Annotated in this window: 9 protein-coding genes; 5 read left to right on the forward strand and 4 right to left on the reverse strand. The window is 68.6% G+C overall.

Going from position 1 to position 12,262, the window contains the following annotated elements; all coding sequences use genetic code 11:
- Window positions 1–2,712 precede the first annotated feature (2,712 nt).
- Entirely contained in the window at window positions 2,713–3,372 is a 660-nt protein-coding gene (locus DKM19_RS39775; protein WP_110703111.1) for a chorismate mutase, read from the forward strand.
- Between the two features lie 103 nt (window positions 3,373–3,475).
- Here DKM19_RS39775 and DKM19_RS39780 read toward each other — a convergent pair whose 3' ends face one another.
- The 3 genes from DKM19_RS39780 to DKM19_RS39790 all read right to left on the reverse strand — a co-directional run bounded on the left by DKM19_RS39780 (window position 3,476) and on the right by DKM19_RS39790 (window position 6,123).
- Window positions 3,476–4,282 (reverse strand): SDR family NAD(P)-dependent oxidoreductase, encoded by an 807-nt coding sequence (locus DKM19_RS39780; protein WP_110703115.1) that lies wholly within the window; start codon window positions 4,280–4,282, stop codon window positions 3,476–3,478.
- Window positions 4,283–4,678: 396 nt separating this feature from the next.
- A complete protein-coding gene (locus tag DKM19_RS39785) occupies window positions 4,679–5,269 on the reverse strand; it encodes a lytic polysaccharide monooxygenase auxiliary activity family 9 protein (RefSeq protein ID WP_110703117.1) in 591 nt (196 codons plus the stop codon).
- Between the two features lie 326 nt (window positions 5,270–5,595).
- Window positions 5,596–6,123 (reverse strand): ATP-binding protein, encoded by a 528-nt coding sequence (locus DKM19_RS39790; protein ID WP_162642110.1) that lies wholly within the window; start codon window positions 6,121–6,123, stop codon window positions 5,596–5,598.
- Window positions 6,124–7,120: 997 nt separating this feature from the next.
- Between DKM19_RS39790 and DKM19_RS39795 the strand changes: the two genes are divergently transcribed.
- A complete protein-coding gene (locus DKM19_RS39795) occupies window positions 7,121–7,672 on the forward strand; it encodes a L,D-transpeptidase (RefSeq protein WP_239513841.1) in 552 nt (183 codons plus the stop codon).
- 27 nt (window positions 7,673–7,699) lie between these two features.
- Here the strand turns inward: DKM19_RS39795 and DKM19_RS39800 are convergent, their stop codons facing one another.
- A complete protein-coding gene (locus DKM19_RS39800) occupies window positions 7,700–8,728 on the reverse strand; it encodes a GDP-mannose 4,6-dehydratase (protein ID WP_110703123.1) in 1,029 nt (342 codons plus the stop codon).
- Between the two features lie 291 nt (window positions 8,729–9,019).
- Between DKM19_RS39800 and DKM19_RS39805 the strand changes: the two genes are divergently transcribed.
- The 3 genes from DKM19_RS39805 (at window position 9,020) to DKM19_RS39815 (ending at window position 12,248) form a co-directional block, all read left to right on the forward strand.
- Window positions 9,020–10,264, forward strand: a complete 1,245-nt coding sequence (locus tag DKM19_RS39805; RefSeq protein ID WP_110703126.1) for a glycosyltransferase family 4 protein — start codon at window positions 9,020–9,022, stop codon at window positions 10,262–10,264.
- A 37-nt stretch (window positions 10,265–10,301) separates the two neighbouring features.
- Window positions 10,302–11,015, forward strand: coding sequence for a class I SAM-dependent methyltransferase (locus DKM19_RS39810; protein WP_110703129.1), 714 nt, complete (start codon window positions 10,302–10,304; stop codon window positions 11,013–11,015).
- 180 nt (window positions 11,016–11,195) lie between these two features.
- Complete coding sequence (locus DKM19_RS39815; protein WP_110703132.1) at window positions 11,196–12,248, forward strand: prenyltransferase; 1,053 nt, start codon at window positions 11,196–11,198, stop codon at window positions 12,246–12,248.
- The last annotated feature ends 14 nt before the right edge of the window (window positions 12,249–12,262 follow it).

The following is a 12,262-nucleotide window of genomic DNA, read 5'->3' on the forward strand; positions in this document are numbered from 1 at the left end:
GGAGTACCCGCCGGACCCGCAGGACCCGTCGCACCCGTCGCGCCCGCAGGACCCGCCGGACCCGCGTCACCCGCAGGGCCGGCCGGACCGGCCGCACCCGGAGTACCCGCAGGACCCGCAGGACCCGTGCCACCCGTGGGACCCGCAGGACCCGTGTCACCTGTGGCACCCGTGGCACCCGTGGCACCCGTCGGACCCGCGGGGCCCGCGGGACCTGTACCACCCACGGGACCTGCCGGGCCCGCAGGACCCGTGGCGCCCGGAGTACCCGGAGCACCCGCAGGGCCCGTGTCACCCGTCGGGCCCGCAGGACCGGCCGGGCCCGCAGGACCCGTCGTACCCGGAGCACCCGCCGGACCGGGGTCACCCGTGGCGCCCGTCGCGCCCGTCGCGCCCGTGGCACCTGTCGCGCCCGGGGCGCCCGGCGAACCCGCCGGACCCGCCGGACCCGTGGCGCCCGGCGTACCCGGAACACCGGCCGGACCCGCAGGACCTGCCGGACCCGTGTCACCCGTCGGACCCGCCGGACCCGCAGGGCCCGTCTCACCAGGCGTACCCGGCGTACCTGCCGGACCCGCCGGACCCGTCGCGCCGGGGGCACCCGGCGTACCCGGAGCACCCGCCGGACCGGGGGCACCCGTGTCACCCGTGGCACCCGTCGCGCCCGTCGCACCCGTGGCACCTGTCGCGCCCGGGGCGCCCGGCGAACCCGCCGGACCCGCCGGACCCGTGGCGCCCGGCGTACCCGGAACACCGGCCGGACCCGCAGGACCTGCCGGACCCGTGTCACCCGTCGCACCCGTGGCACCCGTGGCACCCGTCGGGCCCGCAGGACCCGCGGGACCCGTACCGCCCGCAGGACCTGCCGGACCCGCAGGACCCGTGTCACCAGCCGGACCCGCAGGGCCCGGCGCACCCGGTGTACCCGGCGCACCCGGTGTACCCGGCGCACCTGGCGTACCCGGGGCACCCGGCGTACCCGGAGCACCCGCCGGACCCGCAGGGCCTGTCGCGCCCGGGGCACCCGGCGTACCCGGAGCACCCGCCGGACCTGTGCCACCCGTGGCGCCCGTGGCACCCGTGGCACCCGTGGCACCGGCCGGACCCGGGTCACCCGCCGGGCCCGCAGGGCCTGTCGCGCCCGGCGCACCCGGCGTACCCGGAGCACCCGGAGCACCCGGGGCACCCGGCGTACCTGGAGCACCGGCCGGACCCGCGGGGCCCGTACCACCGACCGGTCCCGCAGGACCCGCCGGACCCGTCTCACCAGGCGTACCCGGCGAGCCCGCGGGACCCGCAGGACCCGTGGCGCCCGTCGCACCTGGGGCGCCCGGGGCACCCGGGGCACCGTTCGCACCGTTCGCACCCGGAGCGCCGTTCGCGCCGGGGGCACCGTTCGCACCCGGGGCGCCGTTCGCACCGTTCGCACCGTTCGCACCTGCGGGACCGGACGGACCAGCAGGACCTGTGGCACCCGTCGCACCCGTGGCACCCGTGGCACCCGTCGCACCCGTCGCACCGGGAGAACCCGGCGAACCGGGAGTGCCTGGAGCACCTGGAGCGCCGGGGGCGCCGGGGGCGCCCGGAGGACCGGGAGGACCGGGAGGACCGCCCGACGGGCCTGTCGGCCCCTGTGGGCCTGTCGGTCCGGTCGGCCCTGTCGGCCCCTGCGGTCCGGGCGGTCCGGGCGGGCACTTGCAGTGCCTTCTCGGGCACTCGCAGTCCCGATCCCGGTCCCAATCCCGATCCCTGTCCCTGGCCTTTATGCCCCCGATTTTTATTCCCCTCAAATGAGGGCGCGAATTTTCGAGGGGCTGAATTCTGTGACGATCCGACGCAGGCCTGTTTTTATCTGCCTGAGTATGAGGGAGAAGGACTACCGTATTTTCGGATAGGGCAACGGCACTGGCCGGAGTCTGACATGAAAGCGCCAGAATAGCGCCGATTGCCGTCGTTCCGATTGCCGTTGTAGCGACGGCCCAACTTCTGCTTCGTTTACCGAAGCCAGCATTTGGAGCCCGCCTTTTACTGCTAGGAGTCATCGCGTTCCATGTCTTTTATGATTCCAGGGAATCAGATTCCGTGGCCGCGGCAGTGGCGGCAAACAGGAGTTACCCCATGATCGACATGGCGATGCGCCATTTCAGTTAACAATGATTAAATGGATTTGCCAACAATAAGGAAATGTCCCAATCTTTCGATTTCGTCCCTGCACTTTATTCATAATTGCCCCTTTGGTTCGCATGTTCCTTTTAGAAGGAATTAATTCCAGATAAGGGACTTTGGTCATGTTTTTCGGCATGGCTTCCCAACACCAAAAGGGCGCCGGCCGGCTCCGCGATATTCGCTCATGAGATCGGCGACGGCCGGCCGGATCCGGGCCCCGGCTGGGGCAGGAGACGACCGGGGACAGGGAAAGGTCGCGGGCTCGTCGTGTGGAGCGAGCCGACGTCAGCCCGGCCGGACCCGGGCCAGGCGACCTGACGGCGCGACACCGCGACTTCGCGCCGAAGGACCGGCTCATTGCCGGATCGACGCTCGTATCGGTTGGTCCCCGCATGACCGAACTTGCACCGGTTCCTGGTTCCCCCGCTGGTCAGGAAGCCCTTAGTCTCGATCAGAACCCTCGGAACCCATGGCCAGAGGATCGGCCACCCGGCCATCACTCACGGAGGTCTTCCACTCACGGAGGCCTTCCCGGAAGGTCTTGCCATGTCTGCCGATCTGCCGATCTCGCGTTCCACCGCGATCGTGTCCATGGTCACCGCGCTCGTGCTCGGCGGGTCGTCCGTGGCCTTCGCCGCCCCGAGCGCCCCCGTCGTCACACCGGGCCAGACCGCCGAGGGCATTCGGCAGACCGCCTCCCTCGTACCGCTGACCGACCTGGCCGTACAGCGCATCCTGCTGGCCGACAAGGTGGCCGCGGCGAAGTTCGGCACCGGCCGGCCCATCGACGATCCCGTCCGGGAGCAACAGGTGCTGGACCAGGTCACGACCCTGTCCACCGGCATGGGGCTCGACCCGGCGGACGGCACGCGCTTCTTCCGCGACCAGATCGACGCCGGCAAGGTCGTTCAGCACGGTCTGTACGCGCTGTGGGGGACACGCCCGAAGCTGCGTCCGGCCGATCGGCCCGATCTGACCACGGAGGTCCGGCCGCAGCTCGACAAGATCACTACAGAGATCCTGGAGCAGTTGAAGGCCACCGCGGACGTCCGGGGCGCGAACCACGCCTGCGACGTTCAACTGTCCGGCGCGGCGGCCTCCGCCGCGCAGCACCGGCATCTGGACAGACTGCATCGTGACGCTCTCAACGTCGCCCTCCGCTCGGTCTGCACGGCTCCCCCTCGGCCGACGAACGGGACCGGCTGACCCGGCTGCCCGCCCGGGTCCTGGACCGTCACACCCACCGGTGAGAACTTTCGAATGACGGTCCCGTCCGCCTTCAGCCCGTACGCGGCGCCTCGGTACCCGGTTAGATCTCCTTGAGGAAGCCCGCGTCGACGGCGAAGTCCGCGCCGGTGGTGCTCGCCGAGCGCGGCGAGACAAGCAGGGCGATCACATCGGCGACCTCCTGCGGCTCGACGAGACGCCCGGTCGACAGCTTCATCATCTCCGGTGCGACGCTGCTCAGCACGGTGTCACGGTCGGTGCCCGCCTGGGCGGCGATGATGTCGGCCGCGCCGCCCTCCTCGGTCCACCATGCCGTCCGAACGGGACCCGGGGAGACGGTGTTCACCCGGATGCCCTGCGGCGCGAACTCCTCCGACAACGCCTTGCTCAGGTTGTTCAGGCCCGCCTTGGCGGCGTTGTAGTCGACGTTCATGGGAGCGGGCAGCCGGGCGCCGCCCGAGGAGACGTTGACGATCGAGCCGCCGCCTCGCCGGAGCATCGGCGGGATGGCCGCGCGGACGGCGCGTACGACCGAGAACAGGTTGAACTCGAACATCACCCGCCAGTCGTCGTCGGTGGGAGCCAGGAACGAGAAGCGCGGCAGGGCCACGCCGGGCGGCGGGCCGCCGGCGTTGTTCACCAGGATGTCGAGCCCGCCGAACTCCTCCACCGCCCGCGCCACGATCTCACCGGGCGCCTCGGGGTCCATCAGGTCGACCGGTACGTGGAGCAGGTCGGCGCCGGCGAGCGCCTCCAGCTCCGGGGTGCTCTTGCGCGAGGCGGCCACGACGCGCACGCCCTCGCCGAGCAGCGTGCGGGTGACGGCCAGGCCGATGCCCTTGGAAGCGCCGGTAACCACCGCGACCCGGCCGGAAAGCTGCAGATCCATAGGATGTCCCTTCATCGTCACGTCCCATCCGTAAGAGGAGGGGATCTGGACGAGAACGACGCTATGGCGAGCATGCGATCCGGAACCGGCGGGATTCGGACCAGCAGTTCCAGCTGGATTCGGACCCGCAATCTCGTTTCTCGCGGTGTCACGGGCCGGACGTCCCACGGCCGTCCGTGTCAGGCGGCCATGGGACGCGACGGCTCCATCACGATGCCCGGCTCCAGGTCGGTCGCCGCCCAGGCGGCCGGTGACTCAGGACCCGGCCGGCGCCGTCATCCGGCCCGGGCGTCAAGACCATGGACAACGGGTCCGGGTCCGCACCGGAGACGACCCGGCATAGGCGGCGGGACGAGAACGAAGGGCACGGCGATCGCGGCTGCCAGGACGGCTCGCCTACCTCTGCAGGTCGACGCACGAGTAGTAGGCGTTTTCCGTGTCGGCGATGTTCCAGACCGCCAGCACCTTCAGCCGGCCCGTCCTGCCGTTCAGGTCCACGGTGTGGATGACCGGCGAGGTGGGCACCTCCCCCTGGCTGTCGAAGCGTGCGATCCGCGTGTCGCCGATGTAGTAATCCCACGTGCCGGTCCTGTAGGGAGCGGTCAGCACCCAGTTGAAGGTGACGGTGTTCTTCACCTTCGTGACCGGCCAGGCCTTGGTCTCGTCGTCGAGCGCGAGGAAGCGAGGGTTGTTGCCGCTGCACTTTCGCAGGCCCTTCGCCCCCTTCACGTTCTGCGGGCTGTCCTCGGCTTCACCGCAGTCCTGGACGCGTCTCGCCGCGCACATGGCCTGTCGACTCGGAGGCGAGGAGATGTATCCATGCCGTACCTGCGGGCCGAGAGCCGGCGAGTCGATGTGATCGACCTCATGCGCCGGGGAAGGCGTGGCGTGCGCGGCGGGGGCGAGGGCGAGCGGGGCGGCGATCGCGACCGCGGCGGCAAGGGCGGCGCGGCGGGTGCGATGGATGCGGTGGGTGCGGGAAAACATATGAATCCTTCTGTTGACGCGAGGTCCCGCATTGATCTGGCACGGGCCCGCGGTAGGGTCCCGGCGCTGGATACCAGCGCTCCAGAGAGCGAGCGATCACGGTGAAATCCGGCTAGGTCGAATTCACTTTAAGTCTCCGTTTGATTACCAAGCGCAACCGACACGGAGTCACTCGCATCGCATTGCCCTCCCGGCCGAGCCGCTCGATCGGCGTCGGCGGGTACGGCCCGCTCTTCCCCCGGCACGGGCTCACCGCGCACCTCGTCTCGCCGGCCACGGACGCGCCCTGTCCGTAGCCCGGCGAGGTGACGGACCGTACGCGTCCGTCACTCGGACAGCACGAGGAGGTTGGACGGGCCGGGTACGTGGGGACGTTCGGGGACCGGGTGGGTGGCGAGGGCACACCACACGGTCCAGCCCAGGCTCCGGCCGTGCTTGCGTATTCCCCAGCGCCCCCGGGAGAGCGTGTCGACGATGAACAGGCCGCGGCCGCCCTCCGTGCTCATTCGCGGCTGGACATTCATCTCCCGCGAGAGGTGGGGAGCGGTGGACGCCGAACCAGGGTCGGAGACCTCCACGTAGAGGAAATCCTCCGCGGCGGTCAAGGTTAACCTGATGAGGTCGCCTGCGTTTCCCTGATCCGAGTAGACGATGGCGTTCGTCACCAACTCGGAAACCACCAGAACGGCGTCCTCAACCGCCGGATGGTCGTAGCCGAGCCATTTACGGACTTCTGAGCGAGCCCGCGGCACCGAATCGCTGGTGCTCGTTAAGTAAATCTCTTCGAAGGTCTCCGATTTCATGCTGATAACCTTCCACTCCAGCTCTTCGTACTGGACTTTCAGTCCCACCATGCAGTCCCCACCATGCCCATCGGCCATTGGCTAAAACACCGGCATGCGTCCGGCTCCTATCCCGGCCGCCTCAAACCAGAGTCACGGCGAATGGGAATCGGCGCTCGTTTCACAGATCTCGCGAATCCGTCGCGTCAACCCGTGAACCCTGCACGAAGCTTCCGAAGGAAGACCGATAACCGTTTCCGAGGACTTCACCTCGACGGTTTCACTACACGTTCATTTCTGGACAGAACTCCACAATCAACGCAACAAGACAGGCTTGATCCCAAGAAAACTTTGCGCGGTGGCAATTCGCCCCGGCGGAGTTTTCAGGAATCGATGGCATGACATATGTCGAGTTGAAAGGAAATGGCGGTTGGCTCTCGGCGGTCGCGCGCCGGTCATGCGCCGGTCGCGCGCCCGGAGCGGCCTCCGAGCGACCCCTGGGCGACTCGGCCGTACCGGCGCGGCATTCCTTACCTCCTTTCCGTTGTTTTTGTTTTTTCATGGTGCTTGGCGGGCCGCCCCGCCGCCCGATTCTCCATTCGAGCTCCAACGGGGTTTCCATTGATTTGAGATCATGGATTGATGGTCGCTCTCAGCAGGGGGAATGCCACAAGTGCGTGGATACAACCGATTCGACCACGGGAACTCGATGAAAACTTCAACCACCCCTGCGAGACGCCGTTGCTCGCGGAGACCTGGAATTCCTCGCGGGTTTTCCGGCTACACGTCTGCCAGGACGGCAGGCATGGTCGTCCTGGCCGTCATGGCCCTGATCTCCTCCTGCGGAAGGGATGACGATTCGCCGACCGCCTCTCCGACCGTCTCTCCGACCATGCCGTCCGCGTCCTCCCCGACCGCCTCACCGCGTATCAAGCCGCTCCCGATATCAGCAGCACAAATGGCGCGCTTGCCAACTATCACCACTTATGCGACATTGCGCAGAGCCCCGGAGGATCCCGATCCTTTTCACGTCGCGGATGGATTTCTCGTACATCCGACGGCGAAACGCGTGGTCTATTCCCGCCCCGGAGGTCCACCGCTGGGAGTGTTGCCGACCACCCAGCTCCAGGACCCGACCTGGGTTCCGGTGGTCCAGCGGCTGCCGGGATGGGACCGGATACTGCTGCCGAGCCGGCCGAATCGATCCACGGGATGGATCCACACCGACGACGGAGGACTGCGGGGCGTCTACAGCACCTACCAGGTGCGGGTCGAGCTGGCCGCTCGCAGGCTCACGGTGTTCGACGCCGAACGCAGGCTCGGATCCTGGCCGGTGGCCGTGGGCGCGCCCGGCACGCCCACCCCGCGGGGGCGGACGTTCCTGCTCGCCTCCGTGACCCCCGGTCACCAGACCTACACCCCGCTGTTCCTCGCGCTGGGCGCGCACTCAGGCACCCTCGACACCTTCGCCGGCGGCCCCGCGACGATCGCCCTGCACGGCTGGCCGGACAGGTCCGCGTTCGGCCAGGACGTCAGTTACGGCTGCGTGCGCGTTCCGTCCGCCGCGCTGGACCTGCTCTCCCGCCTCCCGCTGGGCAGTCCCATCATGATCACCGACTGATCCCGGCGGAGGCCGGAACGGAGGAGTTCAGGACCAGGAGGAGTCCTGGTCGGGGTCGCCGCCGTTGGACAGCAGCTTGATGTCCGACTCGACCATCATCGTGACAAGCTCCTCGAAGGCGACCGAGGGCTCCCAGCCGAGCTGGACGCGGGCCTTTTTGGGGTCGGCGCAGAGCAGGTCCACCTCGGCGGGGCGGTGCAGGGTCTGGTCACCGACCACGTGCCGCTCCCAGTCCAGCCCCGCGGCGGTGAAGGCGGCCTCCACGAGTTCACGGACGGTGTGCGTACGGCCGGTGCCGATCACGTAGTCCTCGGGCGTCTCCGTCTGGAGCATCAGGTGCATTCCGCGGACGTAGTCGCCGGCGTAGCCCCAGTCGCGACGGGCCTCCATGTTGCCCAGACGGAGCTCGGAGGCCAGGCCGAGCTTGATCCTGGCGACTCCGAGGCTCACCTTCCGGGTGACGAACTCGGTGCCCCTGCGCGGGGACTCGTGGTTGAACAGGATTCCCGACACCGCGTACATCCCGTAGGACTCGCGATAGTTCTGGGTCAGGAAGTGGCCGTACGCCTTGGCCACGCCGTACGGAGAACGGGGGTGGAAGGGGGTGATCTCCGTCTGCGGGGTCTCGCGGACCTGGCCGAACATCTCCGAGGACGATGCCTGGTAGAAGCGGATCTGCCCGGATCCGGCGGCCGTACGCGAGGAGGAGATGCCGGAGCAGACCCGGATCGCCTCCAGCATGCGCAGCACGCCCATGCCGGTGACCTCGGCGGTGAGCTCGGCCTGCTCCCACGACATCGGGACGAACGAGATGGCGCCGAGGTTGTAGACCTCGTCGGGCTGGACCTTCTCCACGGCGGAGATCAGCGAGCCCTGGTCGAGCAGGTCTCCGCCGACGAACTGGACGTTCTGCAGAAACTTGCGCAATCGGGAGACACGGGGGTTGGCCTGCCCACGGGCCAGTCCGTAGACCTCGTACCCCTGATCGAGCAGATACTCGGCCAGATAGGAACCGTCCTGCCCCGTGATACCGGTGATCAGTGCGCGTCTGGCCAACGCGTTCTCCTCGCTCGTAGGGCGGGACTTTCGCCCGGGCTTGTGCCGTGTGATTGGCGAATGTACCGCCACACCCCTATATGGGCATCATGCCGGTCAGGCCACAACGAGAACGTGTTCCACCGAATCAAGTTCGGTGAGACTAACTTCCCAGCTCGCAGCCCGTGAGGCTCAGTCTAGGAACAATTCCACATCAGGTGCGCAAAGCTACCGAATGGTAGGGTCCGAGGACTAAGGTCATCTTTCACGGTACCTGTCCCCTTTCCGGACAGGGGGTAGGAAGGGGTTGCCGTGCCAGGTGCGGACTCACTACGGGTTGCGTTGCTGTCCTACCGCAGCAAGCCGACCTGTGGGGGCCAGGGCGTCTACCTGCGCCATCTCAGTCGCGAGCTGGTCGCCCTCGGGCATCGCGTCGAGGTGTTCTCCGGTCAGCCCTATCCCGAACTCGACGAGGGCGTCATTCTCACCAAGGTCCCCAGCCTTGACCTGTATCGCGACGAAGACCCCTTCCGCACTCCCAAGCTGCACGAGTATCGCGACTGGATCGACTGGCTCGAGGTCGCGACCATGTGGACCGCGGGATTCCCCGAGCCGCTGACCTTCACCCTGCGCGCACACCGCGAGCTGAAGAAGCGCCTCGGCGACTTCGACGTGGTGCAGGACAACCAGACGCTCGGCTACGGCCTGCTCGGCATCCAGAAGCTGTTCCCGGTGGTCGGCACCATCCACCACCCGATCAGCGTGGACCGGCGGATCGAGCTGAAGGCCGCGCCGCTGCGCAAGCAGTTCTCGCTCCGCAGGTGGTACGGCTTCGTCCGGATGCAGGCCAAGGTCGCGCCGAGACTGAGCCCGATCCTGACCGTCAGCGAGTCCTCCCTCGCCGACATCCACCGCGACTTCAACGTGCCTCAGGCCAACATGCGGCTCGTCCCGCTGGGCGTGGACACCCGCTACTTCCATCCGCGCCCGGAGATGCCCAAGCGTCCCGGCTCCATCGTGGCGGTGGCCAGTGCCGACTCCCCGATGAAGGGCGTCTCGACGCTGCTGCGGGCGGTGGCGAAGCTCGCCACCGAGCGCGACGTCAACCTGACCGTGGTCAGCAAGCCCACCCCGGGCGGCCCGACCGAGAAGCTGGTCGCCGAGCTCTCCCTGCAGGACCGCGTCACGTTTGTGCACGGCATCTCCGACGACGCGCTGGGCGAGCTGATCGCCACCTCGGAGATCTCGGTCGTGCCCTCCCTCTACGAGGGCTTCTCGCTCCCGGCCGTCGAGCACATGGCCTGCGGCACCCCGCTGGTCGCCAGCCGTACCGGCGCACTGCCCGAGGTGGTCGGCGACGCGGCGATCCAGGTTGCCCCGGGCGACCCCGAGGAGCTGGCCGCCGTACTGCGACGCCTGCACGACTCCCCCGAGGAGCGGGCCGCGGTGGGCAGGAAGGGCTACGAGCGAGTCATGGAGCGCTACACCTGGAACGTCGTCGCGCAGCGGACCGTGGAGGCCTACCACGAGGCCATCCAGGCCCGTCGCGCGAAGTGAACCCCTCTCATACCGATCACCTCAATAGGAGCGGCGAGTGCTGACTGTCGACTTCGGCCGGTTGCCCGTGGGGCCCGGAACCCGAGTTCTGGACCTGGGCTGTGGCGGCGGACGACATGCGTTCGAGGTGCTGCGGCGGGGCGCCGACGTAGTGGCCTTCGACATGGACGCCGAGGAGCTGGAAGGCGTGGCGAGCATGTTCGCCGCGATGGACAAGGCCGGCGAGGTGCCCCCGGAGGGGACGGCCGAGACCGTGACCGGCGACGCGCTCAACATGCCCTTCGAGGACGCGAGCTTCGACCGGGTGATCGCGGCCGAGGTGCTGGAGCACATCCCCGACGACATGGCCGCGATGCGGGAGATCTTCCGGGTGCTCAAGCCGGGCGGTCAGGCTGCCATCACGGTGCCGAGCTTCCTGCCCGAGCGGATCTGCTGGGCGCTGGACGAGGCCTATCACACGGCTCCCGGCGGGCACGTCCGCATCTACACGCTGGCCGAACTGAGCGCCAAGCTGAAGGCGGTCGGCATGGAGATCGGCCCGCACCATCACGCCCACGGGCTGCACGCGCCGTACTGGTGGCTCAAGTGCGCGGTCGGCGTCAACAACGACGACCACCCGCTGACCAAGGCGTACCACGAGATCCTGGTCTGGGACATCATGAAGCGCCCCGCCGCCACCAGGATCGCCGAAGCGGTGCTCAACCCGCTCATCGGCAAAAGCGTGGTGCTCTACGTCCGGAAACCCGCGTGAGCGACCCCATCAACCGGGCGCGAACCCGACGCAGTGAGCAGAGCGGTCTGCTGAGGAACGAAGCAGCCCGCGGAGCGAATGAGGAGCGGTGAGCGACCCAATCAACTGGGCGCGAACCCGACGCAGTGAGCAGAGCGGTCTGCTGAGGAACGAAGCAGCCCGCGGAGCGAATGAGGAGCGGTGAGCGACCCAATCAACTGGCCGCAGGTCGTCCAGACCGCCCACAGCATCGCGGCGGTGCAGGAACCCGACGGCGGCATCCCGTGGCCCGAAGGACATGTGGACGCCTGGAACCACATCGAGTGCCTGATGGCGATGAGCGTGGCCGGGCTCGCAGGACCGGCTCGCAAGGGCTACGACTGGCTGGCCCGTACGCAGCGGACCGACGGCTCCTGGCCGATGAAGCTCGTCGGGGGCAAGGCCGTCGAACGGGGCGGGGAGTCCAACCACGCCGCCTACGTGGCGGTCGGCGTCTGGCACGAGCTGCTGGTGACCGGGGACGAGCACTTCGCCCGTGAGATGTGGCCGGTCGTCCGATCCGCGCTGGACTTCGTGGTCGAGCTGCAGACCACCCGGGGCGAGATCGTCTGGGAGCGGGCGGCCGACGGCAGGCCCGCCGAATACGCCCTGCTGACCGGCTGCGCCTCCATCCACCAGGGCCTGCGCAGCGGCGTGCTGCTCGGTGAGCGCCTGGGCGACCCGCAGCCCGACTGGGAGCTCGCCGCCGATCAGCTCGGTCACGTACTGCTCGCGCACCCGGAGGCGTTCGCCGACAAGAGCCGCTTCTCGATGGACTGGTACTACCCGATCCTGGGCGGCGCGGTACGCGGCGCGGCCGCCGAGGCGCGGCTGGCCGAGGAGTGGGACACGTTCGTGGAGCCGGACCTGGGCATCCGCTGCGTCTCCGACCAGCCGTGGGTGACCGGCGCGGAGACGTGCGAGCTGGTGCTCGCACTGGACGCCGTGGGCGACCGGGACCGGGCGCTGAAACTCTTCGCGGACATGCAGCACCTGCGGCACGAGGACGGTTCCTACTGGACCGGCTGGCAGTTCGTGAACGAGAAATGGTTCCCGCACGAGCGCTCCGCCTACACCGCGGCCGCCGTCGTGCTCGCGGCCGACGCGCTGACCGACCACACCCCGGCCGCGGGCATCTTCCGCGACGCGGGCAAATACGTGACAGATCGTCCCACGGCAGACTGCGGGTGCAGCCACGCCCGTTCGCGAGCCTGACGTCCCCTCCCGGG

The sequence above is a fragment of the Streptosporangium sp. 'caverna' genome, from assembly GCF_003203775.1.
In the GTDB taxonomy this organism is placed as follows: domain Bacteria; phylum Actinomycetota; class Actinomycetes; order Streptosporangiales; family Streptosporangiaceae; genus Streptosporangium; species Streptosporangium subroseum.

Bases quoted from the DNA above. Each gene is read 5' to 3' on its own strand.
- DKM19_RS39775 (WP_110703111.1), top strand. From the start codon at position 2,713: ATGTCTGCCGATCTGCCGATCTCGCGTTCCACCGCGATCGTGTCCATG.
- DKM19_RS39780 (WP_110703115.1), bottom strand. From the start codon at position 4,282: ATGGATCTGCAGCTTTCCGGCCGGGTCGCGGTGGTTACCGGCGCTTCC.
- DKM19_RS39785 (WP_110703117.1), bottom strand. From the start codon at position 5,269: ATGTTTTCCCGCACCCACCGCATCCATCGCACCCGCCGCGCCGCCCTT.
- DKM19_RS39790 (WP_162642110.1), bottom strand. From the start codon at position 6,123: ATGGTGGGACTGAAAGTCCAGTACGAAGAGCTGGAGTGGAAGGTTATC.